The 20,454-nt window shown below is 38.1% G+C and carries 19 protein-coding genes and 8 tRNA genes; 19 read left to right on the forward strand and 8 right to left on the reverse strand.

The features are described from left to right. Nucleotides 1-125: 125 nt before the first annotated feature. A complete protein-coding gene (locus AC1M84_RS11310) occupies nt 126-278 on the reverse strand; it encodes an entericidin A/B family lipoprotein (protein WP_092766976.1) in 153 nt (50 codons plus the stop codon). Nucleotides 279-404: 126 nt separating this feature from the next. Next, nucleotides 405-1,250, reverse strand: coding sequence for a DUF1853 family protein (locus AC1M84_RS11315; RefSeq protein WP_481593613.1), 846 nt, complete (start codon nt 1,248-1,250; stop codon nt 405-407). A 99-nt stretch (nt 1,251-1,349) separates the two neighbouring features. Here AC1M84_RS11315 and AC1M84_RS11320 point away from each other — a divergent pair, with 99 nt between their 5' ends. From AC1M84_RS11320 to AC1M84_RS11370, 11 genes are all read left to right on the forward strand, one after another. After that, on the forward strand, nt 1,350-1,718 hold the full coding sequence (locus AC1M84_RS11320) for a YbaN family protein (RefSeq protein WP_035269059.1): 369 nt from the start codon (nt 1,350-1,352) through the stop codon (nt 1,716-1,718). A 36-nt stretch (nt 1,719-1,754) separates the two neighbouring features. Further along, nucleotides 1,755-2,282: a cell wall-recycling L,D-carboxypeptidase ElsL gene (gene elsL, locus AC1M84_RS11325; protein WP_481595002.1), complete on the forward strand. Its 528-nt coding sequence runs from the start codon at nt 1,755-1,757 to the stop codon at nt 2,280-2,282. 212 nt (nt 2,283-2,494) lie between these two features. Then, nucleotides 2,495-2,570 (forward strand) — tRNA-Val (locus tag AC1M84_RS11330). 22 nt (nt 2,571-2,592) lie between these two features. After that, nucleotides 2,593-2,669: transfer RNA gene (locus AC1M84_RS11335), tRNA-Asp, on the forward strand. Nucleotides 2,670-2,718: 49 nt separating this feature from the next. Further along, a tRNA-Asp gene (locus AC1M84_RS11340) sits at nt 2,719-2,795 on the forward strand. Between the two features lie 22 nt (nt 2,796-2,817). After that, a tRNA-Val gene (locus tag AC1M84_RS11345) sits at nt 2,818-2,893 on the forward strand. Nucleotides 2,894-2,906: 13 nt separating this feature from the next. Next, nucleotides 2,907-2,983 (forward strand) — tRNA-Asp (locus AC1M84_RS11350). 23 nt (nt 2,984-3,006) lie between these two features. Then, nucleotides 3,007-3,082: transfer RNA gene (locus AC1M84_RS11355), tRNA-Val, on the forward strand. A 51-nt stretch (nt 3,083-3,133) separates the two neighbouring features. Beyond that, nucleotides 3,134-3,210 (forward strand) — tRNA-Asp (locus tag AC1M84_RS11360). 92 nt (nt 3,211-3,302) lie between these two features. After that, nucleotides 3,303-3,378 (forward strand) — tRNA-Val (locus tag AC1M84_RS11365). 76 nt (nt 3,379-3,454) lie between these two features. Then, entirely contained in the window at nt 3,455-3,925 is a 471-nt protein-coding gene (locus tag AC1M84_RS11370; protein ID WP_481595003.1) for a DUF2750 domain-containing protein, read from the forward strand. Nucleotides 3,926-3,930: 5 nt separating this feature from the next. On the opposite strand, the gene AC1M84_RS11375 is transcribed toward AC1M84_RS11370, so the two are convergent. The 5 genes from AC1M84_RS11375 to AC1M84_RS11395 form a co-directional block, all read right to left on the reverse strand. After that, nucleotides 3,931-4,671 (reverse strand): YdcF family protein, encoded by a 741-nt coding sequence (locus AC1M84_RS11375; RefSeq protein WP_481595004.1) that lies wholly within the window; start codon nt 4,669-4,671, stop codon nt 3,931-3,933. A 142-nt stretch (nt 4,672-4,813) separates the two neighbouring features. Further along, nucleotides 4,814-7,411: a PepSY domain-containing protein gene (locus tag AC1M84_RS11380; protein ID WP_481595005.1), complete on the reverse strand. Its 2,598-nt coding sequence runs from the start codon at nt 7,409-7,411 to the stop codon at nt 4,814-4,816. A gap of 155 nt (nt 7,412-7,566) precedes the next feature. Next, entirely contained in the window at nt 7,567-8,127 is a 561-nt protein-coding gene (locus tag AC1M84_RS11385; RefSeq protein WP_035268336.1) for a YcxB family protein, read from the reverse strand. Between the two features lie 101 nt (nt 8,128-8,228). After that, the gene (gene yccS, locus AC1M84_RS11390) at nt 8,229-10,403 is read right to left on the reverse strand and encodes a YccS family putative transporter (protein WP_179999348.1); all 2,175 of its coding nucleotides are present in this window, start codon (nt 10,401-10,403) and stop codon (nt 8,229-8,231) included. Nucleotides 10,404-10,548: 145 nt separating this feature from the next. Further along, the gene (locus tag AC1M84_RS11395) at nt 10,549-11,256 is read right to left on the reverse strand and encodes a nitroreductase (RefSeq protein WP_481595006.1); all 708 of its coding nucleotides are present in this window, start codon (nt 11,254-11,256) and stop codon (nt 10,549-10,551) included. 376 nt (nt 11,257-11,632) lie between these two features. On the opposite strand from AC1M84_RS11395, the gene AC1M84_RS11400 reads away from it, so the two are divergent. The 5 genes from AC1M84_RS11400 (at nt 11,633) to AC1M84_RS11420 (ending at nt 16,866) form a co-directional block, all read left to right on the forward strand. Further along, on the forward strand, nt 11,633-12,961 hold the full coding sequence (locus AC1M84_RS11400) for a DcaP family trimeric outer membrane transporter (RefSeq protein WP_481595007.1): 1,329 nt from the start codon (nt 11,633-11,635) through the stop codon (nt 12,959-12,961). A gap of 511 nt (nt 12,962-13,472) precedes the next feature. Then, nucleotides 13,473-14,720 (forward strand): sodium/glutamate symporter, encoded by a 1,248-nt coding sequence (gltS, locus tag AC1M84_RS11405; RefSeq protein ID WP_180028146.1) that lies wholly within the window; start codon nt 13,473-13,475, stop codon nt 14,718-14,720. Nucleotides 14,721-14,851: 131 nt separating this feature from the next. Next, nucleotides 14,852-15,847 (forward strand): patatin-like phospholipase family protein, encoded by a 996-nt coding sequence (locus AC1M84_RS11410; protein WP_481595008.1) that lies wholly within the window; start codon nt 14,852-14,854, stop codon nt 15,845-15,847. A gap of 153 nt (nt 15,848-16,000) precedes the next feature. After that, entirely contained in the window at nt 16,001-16,180 is a 180-nt protein-coding gene (locus tag AC1M84_RS11415; protein ID WP_035268348.1) for a hypothetical protein, read from the forward strand. Between the two features lie 170 nt (nt 16,181-16,350). Continuing rightward, nucleotides 16,351-16,866: an acyl-CoA thioesterase gene (locus AC1M84_RS11420; protein ID WP_035268353.1), complete on the forward strand. Its 516-nt coding sequence runs from the start codon at nt 16,351-16,353 to the stop codon at nt 16,864-16,866. A gap of 605 nt (nt 16,867-17,471) precedes the next feature. Here the strand turns inward: AC1M84_RS11420 and AC1M84_RS11425 are convergent. Beyond that, the gene (locus AC1M84_RS11425) at nt 17,472-17,702 is read right to left on the reverse strand and encodes a hypothetical protein (RefSeq protein WP_035268355.1); all 231 of its coding nucleotides are present in this window, start codon (nt 17,700-17,702) and stop codon (nt 17,472-17,474) included. Between the two features lie 581 nt (nt 17,703-18,283). Here AC1M84_RS11425 and AC1M84_RS11430 point away from each other — a divergent pair. The 3 genes from AC1M84_RS11430 (at nt 18,284) to AC1M84_RS11440 (ending at nt 20,294) form a co-directional block, all read left to right on the forward strand. Further along, the gene (locus AC1M84_RS11430) at nt 18,284-19,285 is read left to right on the forward strand and encodes a CobW family GTP-binding protein (RefSeq protein WP_481593606.1); all 1,002 of its coding nucleotides are present in this window, start codon (nt 18,284-18,286) and stop codon (nt 19,283-19,285) included. Nucleotides 19,286-19,386: 101 nt separating this feature from the next. Continuing rightward, a complete protein-coding gene (locus AC1M84_RS11435; protein WP_481593645.1) occupies nt 19,387-19,917 on the forward strand; it encodes a YaeQ family protein in 531 nt (176 codons plus the stop codon). A gap of 38 nt (nt 19,918-19,955) precedes the next feature. Further along, entirely contained in the window at nt 19,956-20,294 is a 339-nt protein-coding gene (locus tag AC1M84_RS11440; protein ID WP_035268363.1) for an FKBP-type peptidyl-prolyl cis-trans isomerase, read from the forward strand. The last annotated feature ends 160 nt before the right edge of the window (nt 20,295-20,454 follow it).

Consider the following 20,454-nt stretch of genomic DNA (forward strand, 5'->3'; position numbering starts at 1 on the left):
ATTGGTCAAAGTCGATCTATCATAAAGTATGTTGAATTTGATGCAAAATATTAATCATTCAAGGAAATCAAATTTAAATAAAAAAAGCCCTATTAAAAAATAGGGCTTTTAGCTTCAACTTCGAATTAGTTGTTACGAATTTCGTTTGAAGTTTTTTCAGCAGTATTTGTTACAGTTTCCCCAGCTTTTGAAACGTCTTGTCCAAAACCTTTGAATGTATTACAACCAGTTAATACAAATGCAACTACGAATGAAGCGGCTAATACTTTTTTCATCATTATCTCCAATGATTGTAAATTATTTTGATGCTTAATCAGAATAAAAATTAATCATTTAGAAGAATATGAGAGTTTTATTATCAGAATGTTATTAATTGTATTCGATACATTTTTTTATTACACGAACTACACGTAAGGAAGCTTTAATGCTGGTTGACGGTACATATAAAACTGATTTGTCTGTACATTATGATAAAGCCCATTGCCCCACCAATGTGCTTCATTTGAAGTCTGACTCGCATTCGGACAAATCCATTCCTGTCTTTCCAGTCGATAAAAAGATGATCGTAATTGATGTCCCCATGTGCCTATACGACGATGTGGGCTGACCCAGTTAGGTAAGGTTTGAAGTTCCGTATGATACGGAAAGTAGAGTTGACCTTTCAGCACCGCAATTTTTCGATCAATTTTATAAGTATTGGCTTGAGTAAATTGAAATTGCTTTTGCGTAAAATGGTTGAGCTTTCTAAATAGGGTGTCGCTTCGATTTAATCCGTACCAATGTTGAAGTTGAAAGTCTTGTTCTGCTAAATAAAATTTCAGTGCAACTTCCCATTGTTCAATTTCTTGGGTGTGATGATTCAATATCACAAAGTCAATTTCACCCAAAGTATGGCGGCCGTCAATGATTTGAACACTGTGATCTAACAGTGAAAAATCAGCTTGATCGCGTTGATCATCTTGCAGCCAGAACCACATTAAATATTCAAAGCGCAAACCTAGACGCGTACTTTTGAGTTGCTGAATAAAATCAATCAGTTCTTGTGGGTTTTGATCTAGATCATGCAGTCTGGAGATATATTTTTCGTACTGAGTTTGCCAAAATAGTTCATGGTGCATTTCAAAAGGATGAACGATCGTTAATTCTTTAGGCGCAAAACGAATAATATTAGGACTTGCGATGACAAAAGCCAGTTGACGTACAATTGCATGATGAAAGTTCTGCCATGGCTCATAAAAATCAGATTGCACCGCTTCTCCAACTAGAATTCAAAACTGAAAATAAATTTACAATCAGACACTACCACAAAAGCATATATACTAGTGAGATTCAAGTGAATGAGTTGCGGTATGAAAATCGTGTTTTGGCGGAGCTTGGTCATTATTTTTGTGACTCTAGGTTTTATTGGTGCGCTATTGCCAGGATTGCCAACCACAGTCTTTTTAATTCTTGCCGCATGGGCTGCTTCAAAAGGTTGGCCACAGGTTGATGATTGGCTACTCAATCATCCTAAATATGGACCAACACTGCGAAATTGGCGTGAGCATGGCACGGTTCCACGCAAAGCAAAATGGCTCGCTTCGATGATGATGTTGATCAGCGGTATTCTTATGCTTTATACCAATGCTCCTGATTTAGTAAAAATTTTTACGAATCTCACCATGCTAATTGTCGCGATTTGGTTGTGGTTAAGACCTGAATCAAAAAATATTGTTTAAATAAATGATTAAAAATAATTTAACGCTGAGTTTTGTATGAACCCAAATCTTGAAAGTTATACCCTAAGTCAGGCGGATATCCTGATTGATATGGCGAAACAAGTTCTATATGTCCCACGTATGAAAAAAAGCTATTTGGTGTCTACTGGATTGAACGGTATAGGTGAACAGGAAAATTCAGGTAAAACCCCAAGAGGATGGCATCGTATTGAACAAAAAATTGGCGATGACCACCCAATCAATGCTGTATTTAAAGCACGTATTTGGACTGGGGAGATCTATGATGTGGAACTTGGCAAGCAATTTCCAGAACGTGACTGGATTCTAACGCGAATTCTTTGGTTAGCAGGTTTAGAATCTGGTTTTAATCAAGGGGAGGGTTGTGATACCTATAATCGATATATCTATATTCATGGTACGCCAGAGTCAGAACCTTTAGGCATTCCTAAATCACATGGATGTATTCGAATGCACAGTGCAGATGTCATTGAGCTATTTGATACATTGGACGAAGGTGCTTTAGTCTATATTTCAGAACAAGAGATCGAATTGGATCAAATTTAAATCAGAATCGTAAAATGTTTTGTGATAAAAACTTTGAATAAAAATAAAAACATATCTCTAATCAGGCAAATAATAGACAAAAAAGCGATTTTTTAAGAGAAATGATCTATTTTTTAATCATTCAAACTGAAAAACTGAGAAACCTGTAGAAAAGCGTTTGACAGTATCTGAGGATTCTCTATAATGCACCACACAAACGATGAAGTCGTAAAGGGCGCTTAGCTCAGTTGGTAGAGCGTCTGCCTTACAAGCAGAATGTCGGCGGTTCGATCCCGTCAGCGCCCACCAAGCCTTTACGTTAAGTTTTAGTGCAGCGGTAGTTCAGTTGGTTAGAATATCGGCCTGTCACGCCGAGGGTCGCGGGTTCGAGTCCCGTCCGCTGCGCCACTTTAAGCTTAATAGATTGTTTGTACTTTAATAGAGATATTACATAAGTGCAGCGGTAGTTCAGTTGGTTAGAATATCGGCCTGTCACGCCGAGGGTCGCGGGTTCGAGTCCCGTCCGCTGCGCCATTTTATGTAATGACCTTATTAAGGGCGCTTAGCTCAGTTGGTAGAGCGTCTGCCTTACAAGCAGAATGTCGGCGGTTCGATCCCGTCAGCGCCCACCAGATTTTTTGTGATGCAGCGGTAGTTCAGTTGGTTAGAATATCGGCCTGTCACGCCGAGGGTCGCGGGTTCGAGTCCCGTCCGCTGCGCCATCCTAAAAATCAAAGCCTAATAAGGGCGCTTAGCTCAGTTGGTAGAGCGTCTGCCTTACAAGCAGAATGTCGGCGGTTCGATCCCGTCAGCGCCCACCATATTCATGCTGAAAAGCTTATATGACCCTAATTGCGTAAGCAGTTGCCGTTGCAGCGGTAGTTCAGTTGGTTAGAATATCGGCCTGTCACGCCGAGGGTCGCGGGTTCGAGTCCCGTCCGCTGCGCCATTTTCTAGATCCCTTGTCTAGATATAATGGTTTAAATCAGCAAGATTTCTTTCTTGCATCTTAAAAATAGCGGTGCTATTTTTATTCCTCAAGGGCGCTTAGCTCAGTTGGTAGAGCGTCTGCCTTACAAGCAGAATGTCGGCGGTTCGATCCCGTCAGCGCCCACCATATTCTTTCTATGAAAAGTCTTTTAAGTTTCTATAATTTATATAAAATATGATGAATTCATGTTTATAATAGAATTATGAGAAATCCATACCAGCGTAAGCCTTCAAGTACCTCTATTGCCTCTACAGTTGTCTCTCCAAAAGAACAATACCAACAATTTATGGAAACAATTGTCGCTCAGGCTAAAGTTTATAGTTTATATAATGATGGTTGGGCATTGTGCTCAACTCCATCTGGTCAGCGCACGCTTGCTGTTTGGCAAAGTAGAGGAATGGCACAATTATTGGTTCGTGATAAGTGGGAAAAATATCATGTGGAGGAAATCCAACTGATACCATTTATTGAACAAGTTGTTCCTTATATTCGACAACACAATACTCATTTGTCACTGAACTTGATGCCAGAAGGTCAAAATGTTTTGGTATCGGGGCGACAATTTCTAATTGACCTAAAAGCTTATCTATACCAGTTATCGATCGATCAACCTGAAAAATTAAATAGAGAAGGGGTTCCTTCTCCTCGAAAAATCCGAATACATGATAAATAAAAAATTTAGTATTCTTTTAAGATCCAGCCACTAATATAAGCAAAATATTCTCTAAGCCATGCGTTATATCGTGTAGTTAAAGGAGTTTCAGCACTGACTGATGTGATTTGGGTATAACCTTGAAATCGGGCAATGGCTGCAGCACGTGGGGTATGAAAATCACTGGTGACAACCACAATATGACTATCTTGGTTTAAGCCTATTCTGTTTAGCAGCGGAACACTGTTTTTTAGATTGAGTTCGGTGCTGGTGCTTTGACTTTCTTCAAATATACGCTGTGGGTGAATACGATACTTGTCGATCAAATATGCTTTCATCACTGCAGCTTCAGTAATTTTCTGATCAAAACCTAAACCGCCAGTTACAATAATAGAACTACTGGAATATTGAGCGGCGATCGTTGCACCTTGGTCTAATCGAGCCTGAAGCGTTGGGGAGGGTTGGTTATTGATTAAACCACTACCCAAAATAATAATCGCATCAGGTGGTGTATTCATGACAGGGGAATGATTCGATTTGGCTAAAAAATTAAAAAAAATAGCCAAACTGATTAACCAGATGGAAAAAATTGTCCATCCCATTTTCCAAAACAAGTTAAAGTTAGAGTGATTCAAACGGTAGTGTTGGATTTTCCTATTAAAAAGTAGACATACAATGATCACTATGCCAATAAATGCTGGAAGTACAGTACCCAAATGAATTTTATTTTGACTGATTAAAATGATTCCATCGATTAATAGTATCAATGCTATTAACCAAGCGAAAAATTTTAAAATCCTTGTATACATTCGATGTCATCACTAGTAGGAAATGAGAAAAAGTATATCGCATAAAAAAACCGAGCAGATTAAGTAAAAATCGTGCTCGGTTCGGATCATAATAACCGTGTTAGTAAACGTCTCTACGGTAGCGACCAGCTTGTCTTAATTCATCTACAGTAGTTTCACCTAAGATTTCAATTAAGGCTAGATCAACATCGCTTGCCATACCATTGATACTGCCGCACACATAGATGACAGCACCTTGATGAATCCATTTAACGACTTCATCCGCATTTTGACGCAGAATATGGTGTACATAGACTTTTTCTGGTTGGTCTCGAGAGAACGCAAGATCAATACGCTTTAACATCGCTGTATTTTGCCAAGCTTCGATTGTTTCTTTATAAAAGAAATCATGTTCGCGTTGGCGTTCACCGAAGATGAGCCAGGTGTCAGTGTAGTCCAAGCGTACGCGAGCTGAAATCAAGCTCATTAGCCCTGCGATCCCTGTCCCGTTACCGATACAGATAATCGGTCGATTATCATCAATTAAATGGAATGATTCATTGGTTCGAATACGAAGTTGTACCTGAGCACCAACCGCAACATGATGTGTTAACCAGCCTGAGCCTAAGCCGAGTTGCTGCTGTTCATCACGTTGTTGACGTACCACCAATCGCATCATGCCTTGAGTCGGAATACTAGCAATCGAATATTCACGAGTAGGTAAATTTTCAAGCTGCTCAACGAGTTCTTCAGCTGTATTAAATGGCTGAATCTCACTATTTAAATTTTTATTCCACAGGCTTTCAACTAAGGTTTGGCCTGTAGCTGTAAGAACTAAAGCCTCATCTAAGTTGTGTTGTTGTAAAAATGCTTGAATACGTTCAATGCTATTGCCGGGTTGAATTTCTGCAATATCTCCAGCTTGCCAGATCGCGTCGTGATCAGACTCAAGCTCTAAATTATAAGCAGGTTGACCCAAACTGTTTGGATTGAGCAGTGTGCGTTTTTGCAGTTTCCATTGATCAAAGACTTTATCAATAGATAGTGTTGCTAATTCCAATTGAGCAGCTTGCGCGAGTGCATCTGTCCAATTTTGAATATCTTGGTTATTGGCATTGTCTACTTCAATCACATTAAAGAGGGGAGTTGCACCAGATGCATTGAACCATTCATAAATACGATGACCAAAACTACAATAAGTGTCAGGATATTCACTTGAACCAAGTGCCATAACTGCGAATTGAGCATGACTTAGATTCAGTGGATGAGACATCAATTTCTTTTCAAAGCTTGCAGCTAAGTCTGGAGCTTCACCTGTACCGTAAGTACTCGCGACTACCAGAATTTGAGATGCTGTTTGTAGCTCATTAGTGGTCAGGCTTTGCACTGATTTAACAGTGACGGGTTGGCGTGCTGATTGCAGAATTGAAGCTGTACGCCAAGCCAATTGCTCGGATACACCAGTTTGACTTGCATAAGCGATGAGCCAAGGTTTTGCATTTGGATCAACATCAACCACTGCTAAATTTTGCTTCGCTTCACGGGTCAATTGTTTTTGCTTGCGGCGTTTGAGATAGAGCATCCAACCCGTCACAAAGAATAACGGCATAGCGAGTGCAGCAAACATCGCGAAGAACTGGTAAATAGGACCAAAGAAGCTGCCACGGTGTACAGGTAACATGCTGCTCATGATTTTTTCATTGAGCTTTTTGTCTTCGTACAATTCAACATCTTTCAATTGATTCGTATTTAAGTCGAAAGTCGCTTTGTTACGAGCGCGTTCATGTTGCGGAACAGGATCAACGAAACTCAGTTCTAATTCACCGTTTGCACGTTTAGGAATGGTGAAGGTTACGGAAGAAAATTGATTTTTAAACTGTTGATTAAATGTAGACCAAGATTGGTTGAGCGCAAATTGAATCTGTTCTGTTTGGAGTGATTTACGCTCTTCACGTCCTTCACGTCCTTCACGTCCTTCACGTCCTTCACGATGAGCGTTTGGGCCAGCATTTGAACCAGGACCACCCGCTTGCATTTGGGGTTGCGGGCGCTCAACACCAAGCACTTTAAACATGCCGTTGCGCCACCAATCATATGACCAATATAAACCTGTACAAGCCAACATGAGATAGAAAATGGCCACCCATGTTCCAACGACTGCGTGTAAATCCCAAATAAAGTTTCGACCTTTTAATTTGGGTTTAACTGAAAACCATTGTTTGAAACTGTGTTTTTTCGGCCAACGTAGATATAAGCCACTGAGGACAAAGAAAATAAGAATCAGTGTACATGCACCGGTAATTTGTTTTCCAACTGGTCCGACTGTCAAGTTACGATGAAGTTGTTGTACGAATGCAAAGAATTTTCGACCTTTAATTTCAGGAAGTAATTCAGCACTGTAGGGATTGATCATCATGGTCAAACCACGACGTTCACCTTCCTTCGCAACATTGATACTCGATGAGTCAGTAGGTTGAGCAGCAATTGTAATGCTATTGATTTTAAGATCAGGATGCTCCTGCTGGAAATGTTGATAAATTTCAGCTGGCGTTAATTTTGGGCGTTGTTCAGCAACAACTGTATAACTTTCCTGATTGATCAGCTTGATAATTTGCTGCTCATAAGAATATATTGCCCCAGTGACACCCATAAGTGCCAAAATAAGGCCTGCTGTTATTCCGAAAAACCAGTGTAACTGGAAAAATATTTTCTTGAACATAAGGGTCTGAGTGAATTGGAATTTTTGAATGGTGCGATTATAACCTAACTCAAAAAAAGTGGAATGTATTTGAAGATAATATTTATTCTCATTCTCATATAAAAAATTGTGATAAAAAAACCTCCAAAGTTGGAGGTTTTAATATAAAGCCGTATTTACAGTGATTTTGGCTCACCAACGCTTTCTTTAAGATGTTTACGGATGGTCTCGAAAGAGAAATTTTTGCTGTTCATTCGTTTTGGCAGGATATAAGCACCTTGCTGACCTTTAACTTTAAAGTTCACCAAAATGAAATCTGGCGTGTTATACCACTCATAGATATCTTTCCAACCAATTGAACCTACACCTTCTTGTAGTCCCATTTTTTGACGCATCACGATACCATGAGGCTGAACACCTAATTTAATTCCAGTAATTTCTTGTACTGGAAACTCATTCATTTTGCGTTTAGCGTACCATTCTAGTCCAAACTTTCGTACTAAAAAGTATGTCAGCACACAGACTAAAGCCACCCAGCAAAATACAGTAGAGTAATTTTTAATAAAAATTAGACCCAAAATTGCAAGCGCAGTAATTGCACCCATAATAGCCCAAGCTTTAGTTCCAATTTTATTTGTGCTGCGCCAGATTGCGAGTTGCGCATGGCGTTGTTCAGCTTCAGTAACCTCGTAAGGAACGGGTTGTAAAGTATAGGCGTATAAGTTTTTTGCAGTCATAGTTTCGTTAACAAAATGTGTATATCTGAGCAGAGTTTAGCATTAAATTAATACAATCAGGGAGTATATTGTACTAATTTACTGCCTTGAAAATTCAACATTTACAGTGATGCCAATGCGCTGGATTGAGTATCATGTTCATGACTTAAACTTTGTTTTAAGGTACTTAATCGTCTTAATACACCAAGCATTAAAGAAAGTTGCTGTAAAACAATCAATGATTTATGTGAATCCTGATCATCTTTATTCAAACGTTCACGAATCGCGGACTCCAAATTTGTCAGATTTAGCTCAGGCACTTCATCTCGTAAAAAAGCACCTTGGATATCATTTAACGCTTGCTGAAGTAGCTCTAATGTTGACTGATCTTGAATTTTTTCACGGTGTGCACCTAGCGCAGCAATATAGCTGATAAATGTATGATTGAGACAGAGGAACTCAAATGCTAAAGCTTTTTGTGTTGGATCAAAATCAGGTTCTGTTGCTAATGTCGATATGAGTGATGCAACATCAGCATCACGATTATGTGCAGTGCGGCGGACTACGCGGTAGTTCAAACTGTTATTACGTCCATGATGATACTGTTGTACGACTTCAGTAAGATACTGGCATTGAGCTTCAAGTGAACGTCTGATTGAATGAGGGAGTCGTCTGAATTTCCAATCTGGAAAAATAAAGCTCACCCCAAACCATGCCAATGCACAGCCAATTAAAGTATCTAACATTCGAGGAAATGCCGCTTGGAAACCTAAACCGTCCAAATTGAAATTAATTAAGGCTAAGATCGTAATAAAGGCAGTGGCTTGCGCATATTGCTTACTGCGTAATTCAAAAAATAGGACGCCACTCACAATTAATAATAAGAGTTGACCTTCGACAGAAGGAACGAAATACAGAATTGCAAAACCAAGAATAATGCCACCGAGTGTTCCCATGATCCTGAGTCTGAGTCGACGTTTTGTGGCGTTGAAGTTTGGTTGACTAACAAATAGGGCTGTTAACAGTACCCAATAACCGTATTCGATATTGGTGACTTGAACAAAAACATATCCGATGAAAAGTACGATGGAAACACGAATCGCATGTCGAAAGAGAACGGATTCAGGTGTTAAATTTTGTTTGATACGAGAAACGATATCTTCCCAACCTTTTAGATCGTCATCTTTAAGTTGGTTTTCTAAATGTTTAGTGCGATCAAATTTAATATGCCGTTCAGTTTCAAGGTTTCGTAATTGAGCATCGATGGCTTTTAAGTTCTGGAGTAAGGCAAAAAGAGCATTGACCCAGATAAGATCATGTTTTTGTTCATCACGGATTTTTTCTAATGACTTTCTGAGATTACTAAATGCATGTTCAAAACGTGGATTATGCTGGTAAGTTGTACGATTTAGGATGCTTTCGCTTAAATCTTTACAGGCTTTTGCTTGCAGTGTCAAAATGCGTTGGAAGCGAAATAAAATATCACTATGTTCAAAGGCTTTGGTTAATTGTTGGTAATCAATATGCGCTGAGTCAGCGCGCTCGTGAATATCCTGTGCAATAAAATAATATTGTAAGCTGCGACGGGTATCACTTTGACCACGGTCTCCTTTTAGTCGGGTAAGGAGTGTGGTTTTCATATCATTGAAGATACCTACTAATTTCCCATTTTCCAATGACAAGCTGATCATACTTTTTTGGTAGCTATTCGCTGTCATATCCACATCAAAGAGATTGGATTTAGCAAAAAGGAAATCACCGAGTGAAGAATAGCTTTTCGAGAGCTGATCTTGAACTTGTCGAGCTGGAAAAAGCAAGAAACTAAGCGTAGACAAGATCCCATACCAAATGGCACCAATCACCAAAAGACTAGGTTGCATGTACCATTCGTCAAAAATATCAACACCTAGCATGGCATATACAGAAATTACTAAGCAACCATATGAGATGGTGGCATAACGTCTGCCTAATGAGCCTAGTAAAATGAGACCAATACAAGAGATGATCAGGCCTGAAGCAAAAAGCACAGGATATGGGAATAACAGTTGAACAGAAGCTGCCGCAATAAAGAAACCAATATAGGTATAAATCAGATTCATAATACGTACTGAGAAGCGATCATCGATGTCGCTCAGCCCAGCAGCAACAACCCCTAATGTTAATGGGATCGTCATTAATTGCTGATCTAACAGATAGGGAATAAACGCGGTACCTGCGAAAGCGACGATCATCCGCAGGTTATACATGAATGAGGTATTATAGGTTGCTTTTTTAAGCTGAATCAGCCATTTGTTCAAACCAGAACCCTTTATAAATAGAGGATAGGGATAGATGAATAATAGTTGAATATTCATCTAATTTAAATTGGGATTATATGCTTGAAATTGACTGTTTGTCTTTATTAAACCACTCAAACTGGATGAGTGTTTTAATCCTTAAAAATCAGTCTTCCAAGAAAACAGCAAACTCTTCAACTGGAACTCGAGGTGTTCTAAACGTATTTACAAGCGCATCGGTGTCGGCATAGCCTAAAGCCATCCCACAAACGAGCTCTTCGTTGGCAGGAACTTCAAGAACATCAGTGACGATTTGATGAAAATGATTCCAGGCCGCTTGAGGGCATGTGTCTAAACCACGTGCTTTTGCTGCTAGCATAACATTTTGAATCATCATGGAAATATCCATTTTAGAGCCAATGCCCATGGCTTTATCCACGGTAAAGAAAATGCCAACAGGTGCATCAAATAATTGATAGTTTCTAAGATGTTGTGCAGCCATCTTATCCTTTTCACCTTTTTGAATGCCCAGCAATCCATAAAGTCCCCAACCATTTTCACGACGACGATCGATATACGGGGAAATCCATGTTTCTGGATAATAAGCAAAAGTCTCGTTGTATTGTTGAGCAAGTTTAGGGTTTTGATAAAGTTGCATTTGTGCATGACAAACTTGATCAATTAAACGTTGACGACGTGCGCCTGTCACCACATAGACTTTCCAGGGTTGAGTATTTGTGCCAGAAGGTGCTCTTGATGCGACTTCTAAGATTTCTTGGATAAGTTTTGTGTCTACGGGGTGATCTAAAAAGGCACGTATAGATTGGCGGCCAGTGATCACTTCATCAACGGCTTGAGTATGTTCTGTGGACATTGCAACTCCTATTTGAATAATTTTGGATGATCCATGATGTCTCTACGACTAAGGTATAATTTTGAATATGCTTTTAAATAAAGATTTTATAAATTATACAGATATAAACTTTTTTCAATTCATCATCAGAAATTGTGATTGAGAAAATTGGTTTTGACAATAAAAAACATTTAATTATGAAACATAAGTTGCTAGATTAAGTTACAACGAATACACATTATGTTACGTATTTATTTTAATCAATTCATCAAATTTTAAAAAAAGCAGTTTAGTGCATCGTTGATTATTTTAAATTAATCAAACGTTGTGATTGGGATTCAGCAGGTTGACCAAGCATATATGCACGGATGTAAGATGAAATAATTGGAGATTTTTAATGAGTCAATCAAAACATCAAACATTTTTAAAGAAAAGTTTAGCAATCGCAGTTGCAACTTTAGCAGTTTCTACTGCACAAGCAGCGACTGAAAAAGATGAAATTCAAAAATTACGCCAAGAAGTTGAAGCGTTAAAAGCTTTAATTCAACAGCAACATCAAGTACAACAACAGCAGCAAGTACAATTGGCTGAAGTTAAAGCTCAACCAGTAGCAGCAGCGCCTACAAACTTGAAAACTAAAGCAGGTGCTGAAGTGAATCTATATGGTTTTGTACGTGGGGATGCGAACTATATCATTGAAGGTGCTGACAATGACTTTAATGCTGTAAACAGCGTTGGAACGAGTAATAATCCGTTAGTTGAAGATAAATTACGTGCAACTGCAAAAACAACACGTCTTGGTTTAGATTTCAAATCTAAAGTAGAAGGGGCTGATGTTGGTGGTAAAGTAGAAGTGGACTTTGCAGGCTCAAATGAAGCATTACGTATTCGTCATGCGTATTTAACACTGAATAATTGGTTATTCGGTCAAACTACTTCAAACTTCTTGTCCAATCATGCCCCAGAAATGATCGATTTTGGTACCAACATTGGTGGCGGAACAAACCGTTTACCGCAAGTACGTTGGTCTCATAAATTAGCGCCTAAGACTCAGTTGTTTGTAGCATTAGAAGAAGGTAATAGCTCTGCAAACCAGATTGATTTGGTAGAAGTTAAAGGTCCTGCACCTGATTATGATATCAGTCTAAAACCTACACTTAATTCATCAGATGTTAAATACCGCCTACCAACTTTGACTGCTAAAGTTACGCAAGCTTATGCAGATGGAAAAGGTAATGCTTCAGCTCGTGCATTAATTGAAAATTATAAGTCTGATAAAGCTGGTGATGATAAGACTGGTTTTGGTGTAGCGATCGGTACAAATTATCAAATTAGCGAACCACTCAAAGTATCTGCTGACGTGTCTTATGTAAAAGGGAACAGCAACTATTTGTATGGATCTAATACAGCATACGTTGTAGACCTAAATAACAATATTCATCAAAATGAATTTATTGCTACGCAAGTAGGTGCTACATATAAATTCTCACCTCAGTTACGTTCAACACTGGCTTATGGCGCACATTATGCTGATGACAGCACGGGATATGCTAAAGCGAACCCAAGTGCAAATGAAACTGTTCAACAAGCATGGATTAACTTCATTTACACACCTGTGAAGCCTGTTGATCTAGGTGTTGAATATATCAATGGTAAGCGTGAGACTTTCGCTGGTCAGAGCTTTAATGATGACCGTGTAGGCCTAATGGCGAAATACAGCTTCTAAGCATGATTTATAAAAAAACCGAGCGTAGTCTCGGTTTTTTTATTCACTTGTCATTCATCAGTTCAGACTAAAGAATGTCTGAATTTTGCTGATTGAATAAACAAAAGTAATGCGAATTATAAAAAAAAGTGCATAATGTTCGGCTTAAACAGTGAGCAGTCCTGATCATCAGGAATTTCTTAATCATTTTAAGTTCACTAAAACATATTTAAGTGTTTGTTTGAGCCATAAATCAATTGTATCTAGCCAAACGTATGTCTAAGAATAGAGTGCGTTTTGAGCAACTGATTTATTTTGAAAAGTGTATGTTTTTTATTAACAAGATTGAATCCAATGAAATCGAGGAATTAATATATTGTTACTCAATTAAAAAATTTATCTATTCCTTTAGATAATCAATATTGAATAAGGATATGTTTATTTTTGGATGTGAGATTCGAAATAAATCTTATTGATTAAAAAACAAGCATAATATGAATTAACAGTCATCTGTATTTGCTGAGAATTAATGATGGAATTTACTTTTAACGCTTTTTACACGTTAATTGCTGCAGTAATAGTTTTATTACTTGGCCGTTTTCTTGTCAACAAAATCGACTTCTTAAAAAAATATAATATCCCAGAGCCTGTAGCTGGTGGTTTGGTTGCTGCCATAGTTTCGTTAATTGTTCACAATTTGTGGGGATACAGCATCACCACGAGTAGTGAATTGCAAACCAGTTTTATGCTGGTGTTCTTTGCTTCTATCGGTTTAAGTGCAAACTTCGCCAAACTCAAAGAAGGTGGTATGGGACTGGTGATCTTCCTGATCTGTGTCGCATCATTTATTATCGTACAAAACTTTGTCGGTATGAGCCTTGCAACGTTACTTGGTATTGATCCACTTATTGGTTTAATTGCAGGTTCTATTACCTTAACGGGTGGTCATGGTACTGCTGGTGCATGGGGTGAGATTTTAGAAGTCGAGCATGGTATTCAAGGTGCTTTAGCACTGGGTATGGCAAGTGCGACATTTGGTTTGATTATTGGTGGTTTGATTGGTGGTCCATTAGCGAAATTATTGATTAATAAGCACCAGCTTTCATCACCAGTGACGAATTCGGTTGAAAAAGACACACGTGATGCGAATGCAATTGCAAATCCGAATGATCAAGGCGAGTTTGTGCCTTTTGAAAACCGTAATCAAGTTCGTTTAATCACTGCGGATAATGCGATTACCACATTAGGTTTATTTGCTGCGTGTTTGGCATTTGCTGAATTTATGACAGGTTATAGTAAAGGCACTTGGTTTGAGCTTCCAACTTTCGTTTGGGCATTAGGTGGTGGTGTTATCCTGCGTAACATCCTCGAAGGTCTCATGAAAGTGGAAATCTTCGATCGTGCAATTGATGTATTTGGTAATGCCTCTTTATCGTTATACCTAGCAATGGCACTTCTTTCACTTAAGTTGTGGCAATTGGCTGATCTTGCAGGCCCATTGGTTGTGATCTTAACAGCTCAAACCTTAACTATGGCATTGTACGCAGCATTTGTCACTTTCCGTGTGATGGGTAAAAACTACGATGCAGCAGTTCTTGCAGCAGGTCACTGTGGTTTCGGTATGGGAGCAACACCAACAGCTGTTGCAAACATGCAGGCGATTACAAATATGTATGGTCCTTCACATAAAGCATTCCTCATTGTACCTTTATGTGGCGCATTTTTTGTTGACTTAATTAATGCAACTGTAATTCAGATGATTTTAAAATTCTTTGCTTAACATAAAATCTTCTTAATAAAATGTCATGTACAAAAAGCCCCGCATCTGGGGCTTTTTGTCATAAAAAATTCATACAGACGACTTGTCAATGATATGCTTTCATTCAGTTTTGATTTTTAATTTCTGACGCAATGAAGAAGTTTGTACTCCTGATTTCCCTCTTATCTTTGATGGGCTTACAAGGCTGTCAACAGGTTGTAACCAAAGCTCAGCTTTCAAAATCAGTGTCTACTCCTTTGGTGGATGCTTCATCTCATATCATTAAAAATAAGCATAAGAAAACTGATGCTCCGAGTATTGCATTGGTGCTTGGTAGTGGGGGAGCGCGAGGCTATGCGCATATTGGTGTCATTGAAGTTTTAGAGCAACGTGGAATCAAGCCTGATTTTATTGTTGGTACCAGCGCAGGGAGTATAGTCGGGTCAATATATGCCAGTGGAAAATCATCAAAATCGTTACGTGAAGTTGCATTAAATATGCAAGTCAATGATGTACGTGATTTTAACATTGGTATTCAAGGATTTTTTGATGGCGCTAAGGTTGAGAACTATGTCAATAAACAAGTGGACTTTATGCCCTTAGAACAGCTTCCTATTCCAATGTATGTGGTGGCAACAGAGTTAAAAAATGGAAATTTAACAGTATTTAACTATGGTAATACTGGGCAAGCAGTGAGAGCTTCTATCTCTATTCCAAGTATGTTTATTCCCGTAAAAATTGCTGATAAGGATTATGTTGATGGCGGTTTAGTGAGCCCTGTACCAGTCAATGTGGCGAGAGAATTAGGGGCAGATATTGTCATTGCTGTTGATATTTTGGCCCAGCCAGAGCACACGGAAACCTCGAATGTGTGGGGGATGTTTAATCAAAATATAAATATTATGCAAAATAAGATCGCGTATAACGAGCTAAAAAATGCAGATATTGTGATACAGCCAGATCTAAGAGAAAAAGCACATATCTTTGATGTTAAGGGTCGTGAAAATACGATTCAAGCAGGTATGACTGCAGCATTGAATAAGGTTAGTTTATTGGATCAGATACGTCATCGGACGATAGGACAATATGATGCTCATCAGTATCCTGCCCATGATGATAGTAAAAGAGCTGTTTGTTTAAATTGCTAAATTAAATCAGATCTTAATTGTCTCATAAAATATATATAAAAAATAAGTAAAATCATAGTTATAAATTGAATGATTGGTATATTGGGGTGATAAAAACGAGGGTTAGTACTTTATCTAACCCTTAAAAAGATGAAATATAAATTAAGGTGTAGTGTGTCAGTTTTTCAAGTTGGTCAAATTGTTTATTTAGCGTCAAATTCAGATATTACATTCGAAATAATACGAATTAACTATGATGAAACCTATGAAATTCAAGTCAAGAATCAAGCATCGTTAAAGTTAAAATACGATAATATTTCTGCTGAGATGCTTCGTTTAGTCAAAGATGAATAAATTTTAAGCAAATTTATCATAGCTTCTGAGAGTGAACGATTTCCTCTGATACTTTTAAGCTATCAAGCCTTGAAATTATTGGAGTTTGTTTCTGAATTAAACATTTTATAATCAAGAAAAAAGTTATAATAGTGTATTAAATCTCCTGTCATGATTGAGTTCTAATATTTATGTCCGAATTTAACCAAGCGTTACCGCTTGCAGATGATCAGTCTGAATTAACGATGTCTGTATTAATGACGCCGGATATGGCGAATTTCTCAGGTAATGTACATGGTGGAACAATTTTAAAGCTGCTTGACCAAGTTGCTTATGCGTGTGCAAGTCGATATTCAGGTTCTTATGTGGTAACTTTATCTGTTGATAAAGTGAACTTTAAAGAACCAATCCACGTGGGTGAGTTGGTGACTTTTTTAGCCAGTGTGAATCATGTGGGGCGTACCTCAATGGAAATTGGGATCCGCGTTGAAGCACAAAATATTCAAAAACGTACGGTACGACATACCAATAGTTGTTATTTCACAATGGTCGCTGTGGATGAACATGGGAAACCAAAACAAATTCCACCGCTAAACCTAGATAATGACTGGAAACGTTGTCGTTTTGAAGCTGCTGAGCATCGTAAAATTGCTCGTTTGAATGAAAATCATCATCCTTCTTGCAGCATATATAAGAAATCGGTTTAAGAAAAAAGACTTCACATGGTGAAGTCTTTTTTATGGATTTTGTAGCTTGGCGAGGGTATGTCCATCGACAATCATGTACCAGTTGCCTTGTGCATCCTTGTAGGGTTGACGAGTGACAATAAATTTCGTGTTGATAGGACCTAAACCTGTTTCAAATCCAGTATCTGAAAACTGTTTAATTGGAGCTGAAACGGCGGTTTTTTACTGAGCTGATTGTTACTATATTCTATACGACCATTAGCAGTAATATTCAATTGAACACGACTGTCCGCGCTAATCCAATGTCCTACATAATCCAGTTTATCCTCTGGTAAAGGTTTGGAACATGCAACCAGCCATAGGCTGAGTATAGCTATCCCAAGAAATTTCTTCATTTTCATGTCATGTGCTTAGAATTAAATTGGCTTTTTGGTTAAAATATGTGATTTATTTGTCATTTATATCGTTTCATAATAATTATGTATATGTGTTTATCGTAATTTATAGAGAATTATTCAAAAAAACAGGCATAAAAAAGTAGAGCTGTAGCAAAGCTCTACTTTTAATCAGATCAAGCCATCGGGGGAAGACTTGGTCTAAAATTCAGTCAATTTATTTTTGATTAATTACTGAGCAGGTTGAGCTACAGGAGCTTCAGTACCTTCTTCAGCTGCAACCTCTGTACCCGGTTGAGCAGCTGTTGGTTGACCAGCAGCAGTAGTTTCAGCATTCACTGGTTGTTCTTGAGAAGAAATCAACACTTCCTGTTTTTTTTCATCTTTTGCTTCTGTTGCAGCAAATGTTGAGAAAGCTGTGAAGGCAAGTGTAGTTGCTAATAAAGTTTTAACTAAATTCATGAGTGGCATCCTTATTCAATAAAATAAATTAGAATTTAATCTCATAAGCTTTCCGAGGAGAGAAGCGAATATGAAATTAAATCTAGATCATCGCGTAAAATGTTAAAAGCTGAATCGCCTCTAATACGGTTAGCGAGTCAACGAAATTCATCCTAAGTCCAGAAGCTCAATTGGGCAATCAATGCAACAAAGTGAAACACGATAGTTAACGCACGACTAACAAACCAAGGTTTAATGTAGTTTTTTTGTCTCAATGAGAGTCAATATGCCTCATAAAGTTGTCAAAAAATATGTCATGGTGAAGAAAAAAACAGCAATTTTTTTACTTAGTTTTACATTTGAAAAGGTTCGATTAGAAAATCAAAATTGAAGTTTTGAATTAAATTCAGAGTAATGATCTGTGAAATAGATTTACATATTTTCAATTTTGATTCAACAGTTCACTTATCCTATTTAATTCCAATCATTTAGTCTTTTGAATTCATGCATTCATATAAATTATGAGGAAAATTATCCTAGACTTGTTTTTTAGATAAATTCCGACAAGAATCCGTACACCTCTTCAAATTCAGAGATCCATTTTGAAAGTACTTGCAACTCAGTCAGTGCCTACACATATCATTACAGGTTTTTTAGGTGCAGGGAAAACCACGCTTTTACAACAACTTCTCAAATTTAAACCTAAAAATGAGCGATGGGCTGTATTGATGAATGAGTTTGGTCAAATTGGCGTTGATCAACAGTTATTGCCAAATGACGATGGCTATGAAATCAAAGAGCTATTGGGTGGATGTCTGTGTTGTACAAGTCAATTGCCAATGCAAATTGCATTGTCTCGGTTATTACAAGAATCCCAACCAGATCGACTATTTATAGAGCCGACAGGATTGGGTCATCCTGCACAGTTGGTTGAACAGTTGACTGAACCACATTGGCAATATCTAGTTGAGATGCGTTCTGTAGTAACAGTGATTGATGGATCTCGTTTACATGACTCAGATTGGATGAAGCAAAGCTTATATCAAGATCAGTTAAAAGCGGCTCAAGTCGTGGTTGTGTCCCATGCTACAGACATGAATGACATGGATCGAAAACAATTGGCTGATTTAAAACAACAATATTTAGCTTATATTCCACATTGGCTTGAAGCTGATCAAGGCAATATTCGCTTAGAACAAATTGATTATCCTTATGTAGGAATTCAGCGTTCAATGAAACCCTTATTCAAGGTTCAACGTCAGTTCAAAGCTGATGAGGAAATGCCAGCCGTAAAGCAACTGCCGTATCATTACGTAGAACAGGCTCAAGGGTATATTGTGGCAGGATGGAAGCTTCCAAAACGTTGGCAGTTTGATTTTTATGAATTATTAGACATCCTTTGTGAGCTAAAACACTGGGTACGTATTAAAGGCATCTTCAATACTAACCAAGGTTGGATGACATTCAATTTTAATCCTGATCAATTCAATTACAAATCAGGCGAAGAGAATATGGATAATCGGATTGAAGTGATAACCCAGCAGAATCAAGATTGGGAGCATTTAGAGCAATCAATTCTTAAGGCGCGAATCGATGATCAATAAAATCGTTAGACTATTCAACTAAGAATACAGACGGATTGAAAAGCATTTTCTCAATGTACGCTGAATCGGGTATGCTTAGCACCAAATTTGAGGATACCCTTATGGCGTTAAAAGCGACGATTTATAAAGCAGATTTAAACATAGCCAATATGGATGTTCATCAATATGGCGACTATCAGTTAACGATGGCTCTACATCCGTCGGAAACGATTGAACGTTTGATGGTTCGAGTATTGGCATATGCTCGTTTTGCAGATGAGCATTTAGAATTTACTAAAGATTTATTTGAAACTGATGAGCCAGCACTTTGGCAGAAAGATTTAACAGGTCAGTTGGAAAAGTGGATTGAAGTGGGTAGTCCAGACGAAGATAAAGTAAAAAAAGCGAGTGCGCGTTGTAAAGAAGTTGCGGTGGTCACTTATGGATCATCAGTGGATGAATGGTATAAGCGCAACAGTAAATTGAAAACATTGAAAAATGTGCAAATCTGGCAACTCAGTGAACAAACAACGACACAAATCCAAGCATTGTGCGAACGTACAATGCAACTGCAATTGAATGTGATGGATGGCGAGTGGACATTGATTTCTGATCAAGGTCAAGCTGAGATTGAGTGGACTCAATTACAGTAAGCCACTAAGATTTTAAAGATTAAATTTGGAGTAAGCACATGACGGCTGAATTAGAAATTATTGACTTGGTGGTAGGTGAAGGTAAAGAGGCTGTAAAAGGTGCTTTAATTACCACTCATTATACTGGTTGGTTGGAAGATGGTACGAAGTTTGATTCATCATTAGACCGTGGTAATTACTTTGAGACTGTGATTGGTACAGGTCGTGTCATTAAAGGCTGGGATCAAGGTATTATTGGAATGAAAGTTGGGGGTAAGCGTAAACTGATTGTGCCTGCACATTTGGCTTATGGTGAGCGTAAAATGGGGAATATTATCCCAGCCAATTCTAATCTAATCTTTGAAATTGAATTGTACGATGTAAAAACTCGCGATTAATGAAAGTCGATGAAAAGCCCTGCATTGCGGGGCTTTTTTATGTTACAACAATCCTGAGCGTGCAATAGATATAACAAAAAATTTCTAAAAAACGCACCGACTCAACAGAATTAGGATTACTATTCAAAAAATTCATTCAAACAAAATTAGGGATATAAGC

It is taken from the genome of Acinetobacter sp. 24-47-66, from assembly GCF_056779755.1.

Coding starts and splice junctions, on each gene's coding strand:
- AC1M84_RS11370 (WP_481595003.1), top strand. CDS start 3,455: ATGAGAAATCCATACCAGCGTAAGCCTTCAAGTACCTCTATTGCCTCT.
- AC1M84_RS11440 (WP_035268363.1), top strand. CDS start 19,956: ATGACGGCTGAATTAGAAATTATTGACTTGGTGGTAGGTGAAGGTAAA.
- elsL (WP_481595002.1), top strand. CDS start 1,755: ATGAACCCAAATCTTGAAAGTTATACCCTAAGTCAGGCGGATATCCTG.
- AC1M84_RS11400 (WP_481595007.1), top strand. CDS start 11,633: ATGAGTCAATCAAAACATCAAACATTTTTAAAGAAAAGTTTAGCAATC.
- AC1M84_RS11425 (WP_035268355.1), bottom strand. CDS start 17,702: ATGAATTTAGTTAAAACTTTATTAGCAACTACACTTGCCTTCACAGCT.
- gltS (WP_180028146.1), top strand. CDS start 13,473: ATGGAATTTACTTTTAACGCTTTTTACACGTTAATTGCTGCAGTAATA.
- AC1M84_RS11395 (WP_481595006.1), bottom strand. CDS start 11,256: ATGTCCACAGAACATACTCAAGCCGTTGATGAAGTGATCACTGGCCGC.
- AC1M84_RS11420 (WP_035268353.1), top strand. CDS start 16,351: ATGTCCGAATTTAACCAAGCGTTACCGCTTGCAGATGATCAGTCTGAA.
- AC1M84_RS11410 (WP_481595008.1), top strand. CDS start 14,852: ATGAAGAAGTTTGTACTCCTGATTTCCCTCTTATCTTTGATGGGCTTA.
- AC1M84_RS11310 (WP_092766976.1), bottom strand. CDS start 278: ATGATGAAAAAAGTATTAGCCGCTTCATTCGTAGTTGCATTTGTATTA.
- AC1M84_RS11435 (WP_481593645.1), top strand. CDS start 19,387: ATGGCGTTAAAAGCGACGATTTATAAAGCAGATTTAAACATAGCCAAT.
- AC1M84_RS11320 (WP_035269059.1), top strand. CDS start 1,350: ATGAAAATCGTGTTTTGGCGGAGCTTGGTCATTATTTTTGTGACTCTA.
- AC1M84_RS11380 (WP_481595005.1), bottom strand. CDS start 7,411: ATGTTCAAGAAAATATTTTTCCAGTTACACTGGTTTTTCGGAATAACA.
- AC1M84_RS11385 (WP_035268336.1), bottom strand. CDS start 8,127: ATGACTGCAAAAAACTTATACGCCTATACTTTACAACCCGTTCCTTAC.